Source organism: Diaminobutyricibacter sp. McL0608, assembly GCF_039613825.1.
Taxonomy (GTDB): domain Bacteria; phylum Actinomycetota; class Actinomycetes; order Actinomycetales; family Microbacteriaceae; genus Diaminobutyricibacter.
Window position 1 is genome coordinate 213,149 of record NZ_CP154826.1, and the last position, 16,525, is coordinate 229,673.

General features: G+C 68.9%; 17 protein-coding genes. 13 read left to right on the forward strand and 4 right to left on the reverse strand.

What is annotated here, in order from left to right; all coding sequences use genetic code 11:
* Window positions 1–35 precede the first annotated feature (35 nt).
* Genes AAYO93_RS00975 through AAYO93_RS00995 form a run of 5 tightly spaced genes read left to right on the forward strand, consistent with a single transcriptional unit; the run spans window position 36 to window position 5,679 of the window.
* Window positions 36–446, forward strand: coding sequence for a hypothetical protein (locus AAYO93_RS00975; RefSeq protein WP_345763162.1), 411 nt, complete (start codon window positions 36–38; stop codon window positions 444–446).
* On the forward strand, window positions 443–1,090 hold the full coding sequence (locus AAYO93_RS00980; RefSeq protein ID WP_345763163.1) for a gluconate 2-dehydrogenase subunit 3 family protein: 648 nt from the start codon (window positions 443–445) through the stop codon (window positions 1,088–1,090). The genes AAYO93_RS00975 and AAYO93_RS00980 overlap by 4 nt, the downstream gene beginning before the upstream one ends.
* A complete protein-coding gene (locus AAYO93_RS00985; RefSeq protein WP_345763164.1) occupies window positions 1,080–2,723 on the forward strand; it encodes a GMC family oxidoreductase in 1,644 nt (547 codons plus the stop codon). The genes AAYO93_RS00980 and AAYO93_RS00985 overlap by 11 nt, the downstream gene beginning before the upstream one ends.
* The gene (locus AAYO93_RS00990) at window positions 2,720–4,555 is read left to right on the forward strand and encodes a thiamine pyrophosphate-requiring protein (protein ID WP_345763165.1); all 1,836 of its coding nucleotides are present in this window, start codon (window positions 2,720–2,722) and stop codon (window positions 4,553–4,555) included. The genes AAYO93_RS00985 and AAYO93_RS00990 overlap by 4 nt, the downstream gene beginning before the upstream one ends.
* Window positions 4,555–5,679 carry an enolase C-terminal domain-like protein gene (locus tag AAYO93_RS00995; RefSeq protein ID WP_345763166.1) on the forward strand — a complete coding sequence of 375 codons (1,125 nt, stop codon included), beginning with the start codon at window positions 4,555–4,557 and terminating at the stop codon, window positions 5,677–5,679. Before AAYO93_RS00990 ends, AAYO93_RS00995 begins: the two co-directional genes overlap by 1 nt.
* A 101-nt stretch (window positions 5,680–5,780) precedes the next feature.
* Here AAYO93_RS00995 and AAYO93_RS01000 read toward each other — a convergent pair whose 3' ends face one another.
* Window positions 5,781–6,278, reverse strand: coding sequence for a DUF6328 family protein (locus tag AAYO93_RS01000; RefSeq protein WP_345763167.1), 498 nt, complete (start codon window positions 6,276–6,278; stop codon window positions 5,781–5,783).
* 128 nt (window positions 6,279–6,406) lie between these two features.
* On the opposite strand from AAYO93_RS01000, the gene AAYO93_RS01005 reads away from it, so the two are divergent.
* Window positions 6,407–7,429: an SDR family oxidoreductase gene (locus tag AAYO93_RS01005; RefSeq protein WP_345763168.1), complete on the forward strand. Its 1,023-nt coding sequence runs from the start codon at window positions 6,407–6,409 to the stop codon at window positions 7,427–7,429.
* A 12-nt stretch (window positions 7,430–7,441) separates the two neighbouring features.
* On the opposite strand, the gene AAYO93_RS01010 is transcribed toward AAYO93_RS01005, so the two are convergent.
* A complete protein-coding gene (locus tag AAYO93_RS01010) occupies window positions 7,442–9,178 on the reverse strand; it encodes a glycoside hydrolase family 15 protein (RefSeq protein WP_345763169.1) in 1,737 nt (578 codons plus the stop codon).
* A gap of 112 nt (window positions 9,179–9,290) precedes the next feature.
* Here AAYO93_RS01010 and AAYO93_RS01015 point away from each other — a divergent pair, with 112 nt between their 5' ends.
* Window positions 9,291–10,022: a DUF5666 domain-containing protein gene (locus AAYO93_RS01015; protein ID WP_345763170.1), complete on the forward strand. Its 732-nt coding sequence runs from the start codon at window positions 9,291–9,293 to the stop codon at window positions 10,020–10,022.
* A gap of 350 nt (window positions 10,023–10,372) precedes the next feature.
* Here the strand turns inward: AAYO93_RS01015 and AAYO93_RS01020 are convergent, their stop codons facing one another.
* Window positions 10,373–10,993 (reverse strand): TetR/AcrR family transcriptional regulator C-terminal domain-containing protein, encoded by a 621-nt coding sequence (locus AAYO93_RS01020; RefSeq protein WP_345763171.1) that lies wholly within the window; start codon window positions 10,991–10,993, stop codon window positions 10,373–10,375.
* Between the two features lie 79 nt (window positions 10,994–11,072).
* On the opposite strand from AAYO93_RS01020, the gene AAYO93_RS01025 reads away from it, so the two are divergent.
* Genes AAYO93_RS01025 through AAYO93_RS01050 form a run of 6 tightly spaced genes read left to right on the forward strand, consistent with a single transcriptional unit; the run spans window position 11,073 to window position 15,680 of the window.
* Window positions 11,073–11,693, forward strand: a complete 621-nt coding sequence (locus AAYO93_RS01025) for a biotin transporter BioY (protein WP_345763172.1) — start codon at window positions 11,073–11,075, stop codon at window positions 11,691–11,693.
* On the forward strand, window positions 11,690–12,940 hold the full coding sequence (locus AAYO93_RS01030; protein WP_345763173.1) for a class I adenylate-forming enzyme family protein: 1,251 nt from the start codon (window positions 11,690–11,692) through the stop codon (window positions 12,938–12,940). Before AAYO93_RS01025 ends, AAYO93_RS01030 begins: the two co-directional genes overlap by 4 nt.
* The gene (locus AAYO93_RS01035; protein WP_345763174.1) at window positions 12,930–14,069 is read left to right on the forward strand and encodes a thiolase family protein; all 1,140 of its coding nucleotides are present in this window, start codon (window positions 12,930–12,932) and stop codon (window positions 14,067–14,069) included. Before AAYO93_RS01030 ends, AAYO93_RS01035 begins: the two co-directional genes overlap by 11 nt.
* Window positions 14,066–14,755 (forward strand): energy-coupling factor ABC transporter ATP-binding protein, encoded by a 690-nt coding sequence (locus tag AAYO93_RS01040; protein WP_345763175.1) that lies wholly within the window; start codon window positions 14,066–14,068, stop codon window positions 14,753–14,755. The genes AAYO93_RS01035 and AAYO93_RS01040 overlap by 4 nt, the downstream gene beginning before the upstream one ends.
* Window positions 14,752–15,360, forward strand: coding sequence for an energy-coupling factor transporter transmembrane component T family protein (locus tag AAYO93_RS01045; RefSeq protein WP_345763176.1), 609 nt, complete (start codon window positions 14,752–14,754; stop codon window positions 15,358–15,360). The genes AAYO93_RS01040 and AAYO93_RS01045 overlap by 4 nt, the downstream gene beginning before the upstream one ends.
* Window positions 15,357–15,680: a CHY zinc finger protein gene (locus AAYO93_RS01050; protein ID WP_345763177.1), complete on the forward strand. Its 324-nt coding sequence runs from the start codon at window positions 15,357–15,359 to the stop codon at window positions 15,678–15,680. The genes AAYO93_RS01045 and AAYO93_RS01050 overlap by 4 nt, the downstream gene beginning before the upstream one ends.
* A 4-nt stretch (window positions 15,681–15,684) precedes the next feature.
* Here AAYO93_RS01050 and AAYO93_RS01055 read toward each other — a convergent pair whose 3' ends face one another.
* Complete coding sequence (locus AAYO93_RS01055; RefSeq protein WP_345763178.1) at window positions 15,685–16,200, reverse strand: DUF6611 family protein; 516 nt, start codon at window positions 16,198–16,200, stop codon at window positions 15,685–15,687.
* Window positions 16,201–16,525 lie beyond the last annotated feature (325 nt).

Consider the following 16,525-nt stretch of genomic DNA (forward strand, 5'->3'; position numbering starts at 1 on the left):
CAGGAACAACGTCCCCGGTTCACGGGATCGATCAGATGGTCCGCAACGTCGAGACCGGCAGGTTCGAACGTTCCCTCTCCGCGCTGACGGCGGCCGGCGCGATCGTCACGGCTGGTGAGATCTTCTTCGAGCATGACAAGGCGAGCTTCGGCAACAGGTGGATGTGGGTCCCTGTCGTCCTCGGTCCGGTCGGCGCGGCTGCCGGGATCGCCGGCTTCTTCAGCGAACGGATGGCGAAGACGCTGTTGCCCATCGCATCCCTCACGATCATCGCCAACGGCGTCCAGGGCACCTACCTCCACGCACGCGGCATCGGGCAGAAGCCGGGCGGTTGGCGAAACCTCCGTTACAACCTCGAAATGGGCCCGCCCCTCCTCGCGCCGCTGCTGGTGACGATGGTCGGGGGCATGGGCGTGCTCGCCGCGATCCTCAGGCGTGAGAAGTGAACGGCCTCCCACTCGATCCGGAGGACGGCGGCGACCGGTTCCCCGGGTTCGATGTGCTCGAATTCCGCGCACACTGGGATGACGCCACGCGCAGCGTCGTCGACGGTCGTCTCGGGATGCTCCCCGCCATCCGGTTCTTCAGCGTCGTCGAGGAGGCAGCCGCCACTGCGCTCTTCGACCAGCTGCTCTATCAGCGCTCCGAGCCGAAGGTCCCGGTGACGCGGATGGTCGACTCGCGTCTCGCGGAGAAGGAGACGGACGGCTGGCACTACGACACGATGCCGCCCGACGACGTCGCGTGGCGGCGGTCGTTGGCATCGCTGGACGAGGACGCCCGAGGTCAGCACGGCGTCCCGTTCTGCGAATGCAGCTGGGACGACCAGACCGAACTGCTCTCCTGGGTCCACGCAAGCAAGGCGGACGAATGGCACGGTCTCCCGCCTGCACAGGTGTGGAGCCTCTGGACCCGCTACGCCTGCACCGCCTTCTATTCGCATCCGTGGGCCTGGAACGAGATCGGTTTCGCCGGCCCCGCGTATCCGCGCGGCTACAAGAACATCGGCGTCGACCGGCGTGAGCCGTTCGAGGTCGCCGACACGAGTCCGGGTGAAGACCCGGTGAGGGATGCGCCGGATGCCCGGTGACGTTCGCGAGCGCAACGAGTCCGCCTGGCTTCTCACCCCGCGCGGAGCGCTGCCGGACGACCTCGGGATGCGTCATTTCGACGACACCGACGTGGTGGACCTCGTGATCGTCGGGTGCGGAGCCGGCGGGTCGACTCTGCTGCAGCGCACCGCGCGCGCGGGATGGAAGGTGGTCGCGCTGGAGGCCGGACCGTTCTGGGATCCGGAGCGCGACTGGGTCAGTGACGAAGCCGGATCGCACCACCTGTACTGGACGGAGCCCCGCCAGATCGGCGGCGGCGATCCGGTTCCGCTCGGCTCCAACAACTCGGGCCGCGGGGTCGGCGGGTCGATGGTGCATTACGCCGGTTATACGCCGCGTTTCCATCCGAGCGACTTCCGGACGAAGTCCGTCGACGGCGTCGGCGCGGACTGGCCGATCGACTACCCCGATCTTGCTCCGTACTATGCGGACATCGAAGAAGAACTCCCGGTCGCAGGCGAGGACTGGCCGTGGGGCGACCCGCACGGCTACCCGCACCGGCCGCATCCGGTCTCCGGGAACGGCGAGCTGTTCCAGCGCGGCGCACTCGCCGCCGGTATCACCGCGAAGGTCGGACCGGTCGCCATCGCCAACGGCCGGTTCGGGCATCGCCCGCATTGCATCTATCGCGGGTTCTGTCTGCAGGGCTGCAAGGTGAACGCCAAGGCGTCGCCGCTGGTCACGCACATCCCGGACGCCGTGGCTCACGGCGCGGAAGTCCGCGCCGAGTGCATGGTCACCTCGATCGCGGTGGACGACCGCACCGGCGCCGCGACCGGCGTGCACTACCTTCGCGCAGGCCGACCACGGTTCCAACGGGCCCGGATGGTCGCTGTCGCCGGGTATTCGATCGAGACGCCGCGCCTGCTGCTGAATTCCGCATCCGGCCGTTTCCCCGACGGCCTGTGCAACGACTTCGACCAGGTCGGCCGGTACCTGATGGTGCAGGGAGCGCCGCAGACCGCGGGTCGCTTCGACTCCGAGGTGCGGATGTGGAAAGGGCCGCCCCCCGAAGTGAGCACCGAGGACTTCTACGAGACCGACCCGGCGAAGCCGTACAAGCGCGGGTTCTCCATCCAGACCGTGTCTCCGCTGCCGATCACCTGGGCCGAACACGTGATGGCTGAAGGGCGCTGGGGTGCGGAGTTCCGCAGGTACATGACCGACTATGTGCACTGGGCGTGCCTCGGCGCCCTGTGCGAATTCCTGCCGCAGCCCGGCAACCGGGTGACGCTCGCGGACGAGAAGGATCGTTACGGCCTGCCGGTCGCGCACTTCTCGTACACGCAGTGCGACAACGACCGGATGCTCGCGAAGGCCGCGCAGGAGGTCATGGAGCGCATCCTGAAGGCGGCCGGGGCCGACGAAGTGATCACGATCCAGCGCTACGCGCACCTCGTGGGCGGATGCCGGATGGCGGCCGACGAGACCGAAGGCGTCGTCGACGCGGACTGCCGCACGTTCGCCGTCCCCAACCTGCTCATCGTCGACGGCAGTGTCCTGCCCACCCAGGGCAGCGCGAACCCCGCACTCACGATCATGGCGATCGCCGCGCGGGCTGCAGACCGCCTGGTGCGGTACCCCGAACCCACAGAGAAAGGAAGATCATGACGACCACCGTCAGCGATTTCGTGATTCAGCGCATCCGGGAATGGGGGGTCAGCCGCGTCTTCGCGTTCCCGGGCGACGGGATCGGCGAGTTCGACGGCGCCCTCGGAAAAGCGGAACGGGACGGGGTCGGCGTCGAGTACATCCGCCCCACCCACGAAGAGATCTGCTCTCTGATGGCCACCGCTCACGCCAAGTTCACCGGCGAGGTCGGCGTGTGCATCGCGACGTCGAGCCCGGGCGCGTTCCATCTGCTCAACGGCCTGTACGACGCGGCGATGGACAATCAGCCCGTGGTCGCGATCGTCGGTCAGCAGGGCCTCAACGCTTTCGGCACCTTCAACCAGCAGCAGAGCAACCTCGAGCGGACGTTCTCCGATGTGGCGGCGTACGTGCAGACGGTCCTTTCTCCCGCCCAGGCGCAAGCGGTTGTGGACACGGCTTTCCGCACCGCGCGGGTGCGCCTGCAGCCGACGGTCATCATCCTGCCCCACGACGTGCAGGGGCTGGAGATGGAGGAGCCGTCACCCGAGACCTGGGTGTCCCGGTCGAGCGCGGTCGCCCCATCCATCGCGGTCCTGCCGCCTCACGAGCAGGTCGCGAAAGCAGCAGAGATCATCAACGCCGGCAGCAGGGTGACCTTCCTCGTCGGTCACGGCGCGAACGGCGCGACGGACCTGGTGCTGGAGGCGGCGCGCAAAGCAGGTGCGGGCATCATCACAGCTCTCCGCGGCAAACAGGTCATCCCCTCCGATGTGCCGTACCACACCCAGCAGCTCGGCCTGCTCGGGTCGCTGCCGAGCTACCACCAGATGAAGGACTGCGACACTCTCGTGCTGCTGGGCACGAACTATCCGTACGGGCAGTTCCTGCCTGCGAGCGGTCAGGCGCGAGCCGTGCAGGTCGACCTCCGGCCCGAGCAGCTGGGCCTGCGCTATCCGACGGAGCTCAACCTGTGGGGGGATGTCGCTGCGACGCTGGAGGCCCTGGTCCCGCTCCTGGAGGAGAAGGCGGATCATTCCTGGCAGGAGCGCGTCGCCGCCGAGATGGTCGAGTGGGAAGACGAGATGGCGGCCCAGGCCGAGGTCGAATACGAGGACGGCGTGAATCCGCGACGCGTCTACCGCGAACTCAACAAGAGGCTGCCGCCGCAGGCGATCGTCACCGCGGATGCCGGCTCGACCGCCGACTGGTACGGGCACCACATCCGGCTGCGTCGCGGGATGATGGGCGACCTCTCCGGCCGCCTGGCCACGATGGTCGCCGCCATGCCGTATGCGGTCGCCGCGAAATTCGCCTACCCGGAACGCCCCGTCATCTGCACGATCGGCGACGGCGCCTTCCAGATGCTCGGCATGAACGAGCTCATCACGATCAAGAAATACCTGTCGCGGTGGGAGAACCCGCAGCTGATCATCCTGGTGCTCCACAACGACGACCTCACGCAGGTCTCGTGGGAGATGCGCACGGAGGACGCGAATCCGGTGTGGGCGACATCGCAGGATGTCGAGTCGGTCGACTACGCGGGGTGGGCCGAACTGCTCGGCTTCACGGGCATCCGCGTCACCAGCGACGACCAGGTCGCGGCCGCCTGGGACACGGCGTTCGCGACCCGCGGCGTGACGCTGATCGACGCGCACACCAGCAAGAACGTTCCGCCGCTGCCACCGCACATCACCAAGGAATTCGCGAAGAACACTGCCCTCGCGTTCCTGAAAGGGGACCCGGACAGGAAGGGCGCGATCCTCGACTCGGCGCAGGCGCTTCTGACCGAGGGGGTTGAACGCGTCAAGAGCAAGCTGAACCTCGGCGGCGACGGCGCGTCGGGGGCGTGATGACGAAGGAAGGTGCCGCCACCGGCGCCGAGGTCCGCGGCTACACCGTGCCGACGCGCACGGACAGCGTCGAACGGCCCGAGTCGGACGGCACCGCCCGCTGGGATGCGACATCGTTGATCGTCGTGCAGGTCACCGCCGGTTCGGAGACGGGTCTCGGCTACGCCTACGGGTCGCCGGCGATGTTCGCGGTCGCGCGGGAGGTGCTGCTTCCGTCGCTGATCGGGTCTGATCCGCTCGACACGACGCGCGCGTTCTGGTCGATGGCGCGATCGGTGCGCAATCAGGGGTGGCCCGGGGTCTGCGCCGGGGCGATCTCGGCGGTGGATGTCGCGCTGCACGACCTCAAGGCGCGTCTGCTCGACGTCTCGCTCACCGCGCTGCTCGGTGGGGCGCGTCGGTCGGTGAGCGCGTACGGCAGTGGCGGATTCACCGACTACAGCGAGAGGGAACTGCGGGACCAGCTCGGGGGATGGGCGGCCGAGGGGATGCGCGCCGTGAAGCTGAAGATCGGATCGGATCCTGACGCGGACCTTGCGCGGGTGGCAGCCGCACGCGACGCGGTCGGGCCAGACGTCGAACTCTTCGTCGACGCCAACGGCGCGTACGAGCGCAAGCAGGCATTGTGGTTCGCGGAGCGCTTCGCCGAACTGGGCGTCACCTGGTTCGAGGAGCCGGTTTCCAGCGATGACCTTTCGGGGTTGCGGCTCCTGCGCGACCGTGCGCCGGGAGGGGTCCGTATCGCTGCCGGCGAATACGGGTACACGCCGGCCTATTTCCACGCGATGCTCTCGGCCGGAGCGGTCGACGTCATCCAGGCCGACGCCACGCGGTGCGGCGGAGTCAGCGGATTCCTGCTCGCGGCCGCGCAGGCTCAGGGCGCGGGGATCCCGGCGAGCTCTCACACGGCCCCAGCCATCCACGCGTCGCTCGGGGCGGCCCTGCCCGACGTCGTCAACGCGGAGTACTTCCACGACCATGTCCTCGTCGAGCGTCTGTTCTTCGATGGCCTGCCCACGCTGGCGGATGGCGAACTCGTTCCCGATCGGGGCAGTCCAGGGCACGGGCTCACGCTGCGGGATGCCGACGCCGAGCCGTACCTGACCGCACGCTGGCGGAGCTGAGTCGCGGGCGCCGAGCGCGCCCGTTGCGGTCGACAGCGTCTCGCATGCCGGGCGCGCTCGACCGGAAGTGGCGCCCTCGAGCTCAGGCAGCCCGCGCCGGGTCAGCGATGCTCGGCGCGGTCGCGCGAGCCGAGCGGCACGAGGAGCAGGAGCACCGCCAGCGCGATCCAGACCGCGACGCCCGCAACGATCCCCGCGACCGTCCCACCGACGAAACTGAAGATGAACAGGACGACGCCGCCGGCGAGCACCGCGACGAGGGCCACCGCCGCCTTGACGAACCTGTCGGCGATCGTCACGGCCTTCGCCTTCTCGTGACGCCGGAAGAGCGCCCGGTGCAGCGCGACCGGCACCAGCCCGAGTCCCGTGCAGATCGCCGCCAGGACGACGAGTGCGAGGTAGATGCCGGTGAGGAACGACCCCAGTTCAGTGAACCGCTGCTGGAAGGCGATGGTGAGCAGGAACCCGGTGATGATCTGGGTTCCCGTCTGGGTGACCCGCAGTTCCTGGAGGATCTCGTCCCAGTTGCGGTCCGAGCGCTGGCTCACCGACTCGTTGCGACCGTCGTCCGGGTCGACATCCGGCAATCCATCGTTCATGCCACGAACGATAGCCCCGGCACCGCCACGGCGTAAGCGTCCGGCGCGCGTAAAGCTGCCTCGCATACACGCATTTCCTCCGTTTTCCAGCCCTGTCCGGGGCAGTTGCACGGTGGGACCATGCGGGCATGGATACGGATTTTCAGGGAAAGGTCATCGTCGTCACGGGAGCTTCCGGTGGCGTCGGGCGCGCCACCGCGGTGGAGTTCGGGCGGCTCGGCGCACGGGTCGCGCTCCTCGCGCGGGGCCAGGCGGGACTCGACGGCGCAGCGAGAGAGGTCGAGCGCTCGGGCGGCTCGGCGTTGCCGATCAGCGTCGACGTGGCCGACGCGGAGGCGGTGGATGCGGCTGCCGAACGCGTCGAAGCGGAACTCGGGCCGATCGACGTGTGGGTGAACGTCGCGTTCTCGTCGATCTTCGCACCGGTGGCCGAACTCGCTGCGGCGGAGGTCCGGCGCGCAACGGAAGTCACCTACCTCGGCTTCGTCTACGGGACGATGTCGGCCCTGCGCCGGATGCGCGGACGCGGAACCGGGACGATCGTGCAGGTGGGCTCCGCACTCGCGTACCGCGGCATCCCGTTGCAGGCCGCCTACTGCGGGGCGAAGCACGCGATCCAGGGCTTCAACGAGTCGCTGCGCTGCGAACTGCTGCACGAGAAGAGCGCCATCCGCACGACCATGGTTCAGCTTCCGGCGCTCAACACGCCGCAGTTCAGCTGGGTGCTCTCACGCCTGCCGCACCAGGCGCAGCCGGTGCCGCCGATCTACCAGCCCGAGGTCGCCGCACGCGCGATCGTCTGGGCGGCCGCGCATCCGCAGCGTCGCGAATACTGGGTGGGCGCGAGCACGGTCGCCACCCTCCTCGTCAACGCGGTGGCGCCGGGGATGCTCGACCGCTACCTGGGTTCGACAGGGTTCTCGTCGCAGCAGACGGCCGAGCCGCGCAGCGACGACCAGCCGGCGAACCTCTGGGAGCCGGCGGACGGCTCCCGGGACTTCGGGACGCACGGCAGGTTCGACGACCGGGCCGCGTCCACGAGCCGGCAGTGGTGGTTCTCGAAACACCATCGGAGCGTCGGACTCGCGGTCGGCGCCGTCGTCGCGTCGGCGGCGGTGCAACTCACGGGCGGGCGTGCTCGTCGATCGTGATCGCGGCGTTGATCAGGCCCAGATGGCTGAGACCCTGGGGGAGGTTTCCCAGAACGTCTTCTGGTCCTCGTCGATCATCTCGGCCAGCACGCCCACATCGTTCGACAGCTTCACGAGCCGGTCCATCAATGCGACGGCCTCATCCTGTCGCCCGACGGCTGCGAGCGCGGCGGCGAGCCAGAAGGAGCAGGCGACGAAGGGATGCTCGACCGCGTCCATGCCCGAATACCGGTAGAGCAGGGGGCCGCGACCGAGTTGAGCGACGATCGTGTCGATGGTCGACGCCATCCGGGGTCCCGTGTCGAACCCGCTCACTGCGTGCAGGAGCACCGACGCATCGAGGTCGGTGCCGCCGGCCACCATGGTGTACGCGCCGAGTTCCTCAGACCAGCAATGCTCGCCGATCCAGTCGCGGATCCGTTCCCGTTCTGCACGCCACCGGTCCGGGCTGCCGTGCAGTTGCCCCTTCTCCGCAAGGTGCACGGCCGCATCGAGGGCCTGCCAGCATCCCATTTTCGATGACGTGAAGTGACGCGGCTCGACGAGTTCCCACATCCCGGAATCCGGCGTCCGCCAGAAGTCGCAGGCCCGGTTGGCGACTCCGGCGAGCATCCGTTTCGTCTTCTCGTCGAGGATGTTGCCGGCGTTCACGTACTCGCGAGCGAGTCCGAGCAGATCGCCGAAGACTCCGAGCTGCCGCTGGTCCTGAGCGCGATTGCCCGAGACCACCGGACCGATCCCGTTCCAGCCCGGAACGTCGAACGTCGTGACACCATGGGGGACGCTGCCGTCGAGATCGTAGAAAACATGAAGGTCGGAAGGATCGTCTTCGATGGTCTCGAGAAGCCACGAGAAGGCGGCATGGGTCTCTGTCCGCAGACCGAACCGCACGAGCGCCCGCACCGAATACGCGGCGTCGCGCACCCAGGCGAACCGGTAGTCCCAGTTCTTTCCGCCGTAAGCGCTCTCCGGCAGCGACGTCGTGGCGGCGGCCGCAACCGCCCCGGTCGGCGCGTACACCAGCGACTTCAGCAGAAGGGCGCTCCGCTGGACCTCGGACGACCACCTGCCGTCGAACGCGAAAGTCTTCGACCACTCCCGCCAGGTCGCGATCGTCCGGTCGATTCCAGCATCCACCGTCTGCGCGTCGGGCAGGTGGAGGGGCTCGTTCTCGGTCGCGACAAGGGCGAGGATGTGCCGGGACCCAGGAGCGGTCGTGAAGGTTCCATGCAAGGCGGTCTCCGAATGCGCCGGCTGACGGCGCCGGCGTGGGTGATGTTCTGTGCCTGTCACGCCGATCGTCACCGATCCCGCGTGGATGATCGAATGCGCGCCGTCATGGTGGATCCAGGGGGAGGCTGTGCCGAGCAGGGTTCCCGGCTGCACCGACCAGCGCATCCGCACCTCGCCTTCCACGCCCTCGATGCGCCGGCCCAGTTCAGTCCATGGGAGGCGGCCTTCGATACCCGTGATGAGCGCATCCGTCACGCGTACGCTGCCGGTCGGGGTGTGGATGAGTGACGTGAGCACATTGGTGCCGCGCACGTAGCGACGCGAAACGGTGAACTCGCCGACCGGGGCGAGTTCGATGCGGCCGCCCGACTCGTCGTCGAGGAGCCCTGCGAAGACCGGCAGGGAGTTGAGGCTGGGGAGGGGAAGCCAGTCGATACTCCCGTTTCGTCCCACCAGGGCGATGGTGCGACCGTCGCCGATCACGCCGTAGTCGCGCAGGGCCGAAGTCACAGTCACCTCTGGACTATCCGCCCGAACCGGGGCCGTGACAAGGGCGGGATCGGCGATTCCCACCGGAAACATAACCCGTTCCCAGCCGATTCCTGATCGCGAGTGCATCATTGTGAGCATGGACGAGAATATGCCGACGGAGCCGCTCCCCCCGGCTCAGCAGCCGCAGCCCGGTTACACGCAGCCGCAGCAGCCGCAGCCGGTGTACGCGCAGCAGCCGCAGCAGCCTGCACCGCAGCAGCCTGCCCCGCAGCAGTCTGCCCAGCAGCAGCACCAGCCGCAGGACAACGAGCCTTTCTACAAGCGCTACGGCCTCGCGTTCGCGATCTCGACGCTGATCCTGGGCGCGTTCGTGATTTTCGGGTTCGTGGGTGCCGGCGCCTTCGCGGTCGGCAACTTCGTTTCCCATGCCGGCAATGGCATCTCGCACGTGTTCGAACAGGACCGCGGCCGGCCGGAGCCGGGAATCCCCGGTCAGGGCAAGGGCCAGGGAAACGGGCAGGGCAACGGAAACGGGCAGGGGCAGGGCGCGGCGCCCAACCCGAACTCGGGGAGTCAGCTCGCGGTGGTCCGCGGCACGATCATGGACATCTCGGGATCGACCTGGACGATCGACACGCAGAAGGGTGTGACGGTCACCGTCGAGGTGTCGTCATCGACCCAGTTCGGTACGCCGAACCAGTCGGAGAGCGCATCCGATTTCGCGGTGGGCCAGGAGGTCATCGTGCTCGGTTCGCGTTCGGGTGACACGGTCACCGCGGTCCGCGTGCTCGACCTCTCGACGTTCAAGCAGCCCCTGCCCATCGGTCCGAACACCCCCGTAACCCCCGGCCCCAGCCCGAGCAAATAGCTCCGCTCCCCGCACTAATTGCGTCTCGGCGCACTACGTCTACTCAGTGCGGCGAGACGGAAATAGTTCGGCGAAGGTCACAAGGCCCAGCAAGCACGGCACTCTCGCAGCCACATCGGCAACCGCACTCGTTCCGCATGGGCGCACTCGTACATACGAGTGCGCCTGAACAGAAGACGTGCGGCGGAGCCGCGCCGCTCCCTCCGCGCACCCGGCGCGCGTGCGCGATGAGGTTCATTTGCACGAGGGTGCTTTCGCGCTCGCCGCACTAGCAGTGTCCCCGCGCACGCGTACCTACGCGTGCGGCGAGACAGAAGCAGTGCGGCGAGGCGGCAGGGTGCGGCCGCCGGCTACCGGAGGGTCTCGGCGGAGGCGCGGTAGACCTCGAGGCCGCCGGCCAGCAGGGTGATCCCGAAGTCGAAGCCGCCCGCAGTGTCATCGTCGTCGAGCGGGCCCTCCGGCTCTCGTGCTGCACCCAGGCTGCTCGCCTGCAGGTGCTGCTGCTCCCGCGACACGTGGCCAAGGATGAAGTGGAGCACCGCCCGGGCCGCGGCCGCACTCGTTCGGTCGTCGAAGCCGCCGCGCGCGATGGCCGTCGCGAGACGTTCTTCCGCCTGGTCGCCGCCCAACCCGAGCGCGAGTGTGCTGGAGACGACCTCCGCCCCGTCGCGGTAGGCGAGGAGAGCATCCCTCAACGCTCCGGCTTCCGAGTGCAGGTCTGCGCGCCAGTCCGCCGTCGGCGGCGTCACGCGCTGCTGGCTCAGGATGCTGTCGCTGACGGCCGCGAGCAGCGTCTGCTTGTTCGGGAAGTGCCAGTACAGGGCGCTCGGCTGCACATTCAGCACGGAGGCGAGCCTGCGCATGGTGAGGTCGGGAAGCCCCAGCTCATCGAGCACGGAGAGGGCGGCGCGCGTCACGTCCTGCTGCGTGTGACGGATGACGCGGGTGCCGTTGTCTTCCGAGTTGTCCATTACGCCAGCATAGTGAACAATGTTCACGTGAACGGTGTTCAGGTGAACGGCGTTCAGGATCCCGACAGGAGAAGAGCCCGTGAAGACACAGCGTGCAATCGACCCGCGCGACCTCGCCAAAGTCGCGGTGTTCGCGGCCCTGATCGCCGTCCTCGGCCTCCCCGGCGCCATCCCGGTGTTCGGCGGCGCGGTACCCATCACTGCGCAGACCCTCGGGGTCATGCTCTCCGGGGCGATCCTCGGGCCCTGGCTCGGGGCCCTCTCCGTGATCGTGTTCGAAGTGCTCGTCGCCCTCGGGCTTCCCCTGCTCTCGGGCGGACGTGGCGGGGTGAGCGTCTTCGTCGGCCCGTCGGCCGGGTACCTCTTCGGCTGGATCGCCGGATCGTTCGTCATCGGGCTGATCCTCTGGGCCGGCGGCAAGAAGCCGACCTGGCTGCGGGCGTTCATCGCCTGTCTCGTCGGCGGCATCGGGGTCATCTATGCGATCGGCATCCCCGTGCAGGCCTGGGTGACGCACATCCCGATTCCGCAGACCGCACTGCTCAGCCTCGCGTTCATCCCTGGCGACATCCTCAAGGCGGTGCTCGCGGCCACGATCACGATGCTGCTGTGGCGCGCGTACCCGCCCGCGTTCACGGCGTACGCCACGCGTCACGCGGCCAGGGCGAAGAAACCCGACGACCTGGTGGATGCGGGATGACCCGATCCGGCTGGATCTCACGGGGGGAGTCGCGCCTTCAGGGCGCAGACTTCGACGCCGCTGTGACTGCGCGCGCCGCCGAGCACGGCGGCCGTGGCGCTCGCATCGAGCCGATCCGCACGCCGGATGCACTGCAGGCACTCGTCGAGGCTTTCGCCGTCAGAGAGTCGGGCGGCATCCCGGTCATCGGCGACGACCGCTGGGAAGAAGAACAATGGCTCGACCTGCAGCTCACCTGCCGGAGCCTGTCCGCCCCTGCCGGGCTCGCGTGGGCGACACTGACGTCGGGAAGCACGCGCAGCCCCCGACTGATCCTGCGATCGGATGGGTCCTGGTCGTCGTCCTACCCGGACATCGCCCGGCTCCTCGGGCTCACCGCCGAGTCGGTCGTGTATCTCCCCGTCCACCTGGTGTCGTCGATGTCCATGTTCTCGATCGCGATGTCGCGCAGCCTCGGGCACAGCATCCGGCTCCCGCGCCTGCGCCGGCCGGCAGCCGACGACCTGGCGGATGCGACCCACGTGCACGCGACCCCGCTGCTGTTCGAGCGCATCCTCGACCTGGTCGAGGATGGCGCGTCCCACCGCCTCACCGCCGCTCTCGTCGGCGGCGCCCGACTCGACCCGGCGCTGCGCAGGCGTGCCGCCGAACTCGGCATCCGGGTCGTCACGTACTACGGCGCCGCGGAGCTCTCGTTCGTCGCTTTCGACGACGACGGCTCAGGGCTCCGCACGTTCCCGGACGTCGAATCCCGGCTCGATGGAGACGGCCGGCTGTGGGTGCGCTCGCCGTATCTCGCCGCCGGCTATGCGGGCGACGAGCAGGGCCCGTTCGCGATGGACGACGGCTGGGCCACTGTGGGCGACCTGGCGGCGATCGACGCCGCCGGTCGGCTGACGCTCCGCGGCCGGGCTGATGGTGCGATCCTCACGGCCGGCGCGACGGTGGTTCCCGAGGAGGTCGAGGCCGTGCTGCGAACGGTGCCGGGCATCCGCGAGGCCGTGGTGTTCGGCAACGCAGCCCACGGAACCGATTCGCTCGTCACCGCTGTCGTCGAGTTCGACCCGGATGTCCTGCTCACCGCACCCGAGCTCAGGGAGCGGATGCGTTCGGCGCTCATGCTGCCACACCGGCCCCGCCTCTGGTACAGGATGGAGCGCATCCCTCTGACCGCGACGGGCAAGCCCGCACGCGGGCGCGTACGCGAGGCCGTCGCGAACGGGGAGGTTCCCCGCCTTGGGACGTAGCACGGCGACGATCGTGGCGGCGCGGCGGACTCCCGTCGCCACGCGCGGCGGGCGGCTGGCACAGCATCCGGTGGATGCGCTGGCGGCCGCAGCGATCCGCGCGGCCGTCGACGACGCGGAGAGCTGCACCCGCGGCGAGCTCGCGGTCGCCGACGTCGTCATCGGCAACTGCATGGGTCCCGGCGGGAACACCGCACGTGTGGCGGCGCTCGCCGCGGGACTCGACGTCGCCGTTCCCGGAATGACCATCGACCGCCAGTGCGGCAGCGGCCTCTCGGCCATCATCACGGCGGCCGGCATGATTCGGGCCGGTGATGCCGAGGCCGTCGTCGCCGGGGGTGCGGAGAGCGCATCGACCGCGCCGGTCCGGGTGATGGACGGGCAGCCGTATACGCGGGCCGCGTTCGCTCCGCCGGGCCACCACGACCCCGAGATGATTCCGGCCGCCGAGGCTCTCGGGCGGCGGTTCGGCATCTCCCGTGACGAGCAGGACGCGTATGCGCTGCGCAGTCACCGCGCGGCCGAGCGGGCCATCCGCGCCGGTCTGTTCACCGACGAGCTGGTCGCGGTCGGCTCCACGACCGCGGACGACGGCCCCCGCGCCGATCTGGAACGCATGCTCCACCGATTTCCGCCGCTCGCAGGCGGAGCAGTGACCGCCGGCAATTCGAGTCGCGTGAGCGACGGGGCGGCCGCGGTCGCGATCGTCGACGATGCGCTTCGCGGCTCGGCGCCGGGACTCCGCCTGGTCGCCTCGGCGGCTGTCGGATGCGACCCCGCCCTTCCCGGCATCGGCCCGGTTCCCGCGGTCGAGCGCGTCCTCGACCTCTCCGGCAGCTCCCTCGACGATGTGGCCGCCATCGAGATCGTCGAAGCCTTCTCGGCACAGACTCTCGCCGTTCTCGAGTCGCTCGGACTGCACGGCGAGGGCCGCACCGATCCCCGCGTCTGCGCCCAGGGTGGCGCGCTCGCACTGGGACACCCGTGGGGTGCGAGCGGTGCGATCGCGGTCGTGAGGCTGTTCTCGCGGCTCGTGCGTGCGGGTGCACCGGCGGGCAGTCTCGGCCTCGCCACGGCGGCGGTCGGCGGAGGCCTGGGAGTCGCAGCACTGTTCGAGGTGGTCCGGTGAGCGACCGTCAGATCGTCTTCGACGATGCCACTGTCGAGTTCGGGGGAGTCCCGGCGCTCGCCCATGTCTCGGTGACGCTGGACGAACAGCGGATCGCCGTGATCGGCAGCAACGGCTCAGGCAAGTCGACGTTCGCCCGGCTTCTCAACGCCCTCACCCGGCCGACCTCGGGAACAGTTCGCGTGCACGGACTCGACACGGTCCGGCAGCAGAAGGAACTGCGCCGCCGGGTCGGTTTCGTCTTCAGCAACCCGGATGCGCAGATCATCATGCCGACCGTCGCCGAGGACGTCGCCTACTCCCTGAGGGGCAGCGATCTCAGCAAGGCGGAGCGGGCGGCGACGGTCGAGGCGGCCCTGCAGGAGTTCGGCCTCGCCGAGCTCCGCGACGCCCCGGCGCACCTGCTCTCCGGCGGCCAGAAGCAGCTCCTCAGCCTGTGTGCGGTTCTCGTGTCCGGGCCGTCACTGGTCGTCGCAGACGAGCCGACCGCGCTGCTCGACGCTGTGAACAGTCGCCGCATGGAACGGTTCCTCCTCGACGAGATGGACCAGCAGCTGGTGCTCGTCACCCACGACCTGAGACTCGCGGCCCGGTGCGACATCGCGATCCGCTTCGAGGGCGGCGGGCTCGTCGACCGCGGCGAGCCCGGCGACGTCATCGCGCGTTATGAGGAGGCGTTCGCGTGATTCCGGTCCATGTCGACGGCTCGAGCCCGGTGCACCGGATGCCCGCAGGGGTCAAGCTCGCGCTGATGATCGTCATCGTCACACTGATCTCCCTGACACCGAACGGCCCGCTCCTGGCCGCGTGGGGCGTTCTCGTCGTCGGCGCATATGCCCTGGCCGGCATGCTTCGCAGCCAGCTCTTCCGTCAGGTCCACCTGATGCGCTGGATCATCGTCGTCACCGTCGCCGGCCAGCTCCTCTTCGTCGGCGAGACTGCTGCGGTGTGGAACACGGTGCGCATCGTCATCCTCATCCTTGGGGCAGCGCTCGTCTCGCTCACGACCCGCGTCTCCGACATGCTCGAGACCGTCGAACGTCTCGTCGGCCGGTTCCGCCGGTTCGGCGCGAACCCCGAAGCCGTCGGCACCGTGCTCATGGTCGCCACCACGAGCATCCCCGTGATCGCGTCCCACGCGAGCCGGGTCAGGGAGGCGTACCGGGCGCGCCGGGCCGGGACGAACATCGTCGCCATGACCTCCACGATGCTCGTGCTCGCGATCAAGCACGCGGACGAACTCGGCGACGCCCTGGTCGCACGCGGCGGCCACGCGGGGAGCCGACGATGATGCGGGTGTACGGAGCGACCGTCGACGACGAGACCCGATGCATCCACTACCGGACCGAGAAGGACATCATCGCGATCCGCTTCGCGTGCTGCGGGCGCTACTACCCGTGTCACCTCTGCCATTCGGAGGCCGAGGACCACGAGGCGCGGCAGTGGCCGGTGGCCTCGCGGGAGACGAAGGCCGTCCTGTGCGGGGTGTGCAAGACCGAATTGACGATCTCGACCTACCTGACCGTGCTGGACTGCCCGAGCTGCGGCTCCGTCTTCAACGAAGGCTGCCGTCTCCACACCCACCTGTACTTCGAGGTCGAAGGAGCGTAGACGCTCAGGCCCGGACGACGGCCTTTCCGCTCGGCAGAGTGTCGTAGATCGCGGCCCACTGCGCCTCGTAGTGAATCGGATCCAGTTCGCCGGCGCGGCGCCGGGCATCCAACTGCTCGAAGGATGCGGCCGTGTCGCGGAGAAGCGCGGCGTCCCCGTACTCCTCGAGCTCGCCGCGGACGTAGACGCTGACGACCGAGAGCGAGCGGATGCGGTTCCGGAGCGGGCGCGTCAGTCGGGCCCCGAACCAGAACCCGGCGAGATACAGAGCGACGATCGCCACGCTGACCAGGACTGGCGGCCACGCGCTGCCCACCGTTGCCATGAGGACGAGTCCGAGGATGGCGCCCCCGATCGGCCAGGTGTGCGCGAAGTGCAGCGCGCGTCGTTCGGCACTCGTTGTCCCCGGGGGATAGACGGTCAACCGGACGCGTCGCCACATGCTCCGGTTCGCCGGTGAGACATCGACCGTGCCCCAGAGCTTGTCGCCTTCGGAAAGCCTTCGCAGGAATTCAACCACCGACTCAGGATGCGCCGGTTTTCGCGGCGCCCGCAGGATCCTTGCGAACTCCATACGGCTGAGGGCGGAATGCTAACGGGTCGCTGACGCGGGGCGTCGCTGCCGGATGGATCACGTTAGGACTCGGTTCGGAACCGTATGGGTTCCGTTAGGACTCGGTCGGCGGCCCCTCCCGGCTAGTTACATGAGTCCTTGGGTTCCGGCAGGTCGCCGGATCCCGCATTCCGTCAGCCGGCGGATGCGAACCCGCGGATGGAGAAATTCGGTGCTTGACATCGTTTGTGTATTGGGGATCCTCGCGCTCGCCGCGATCGTGGCCCTGGTC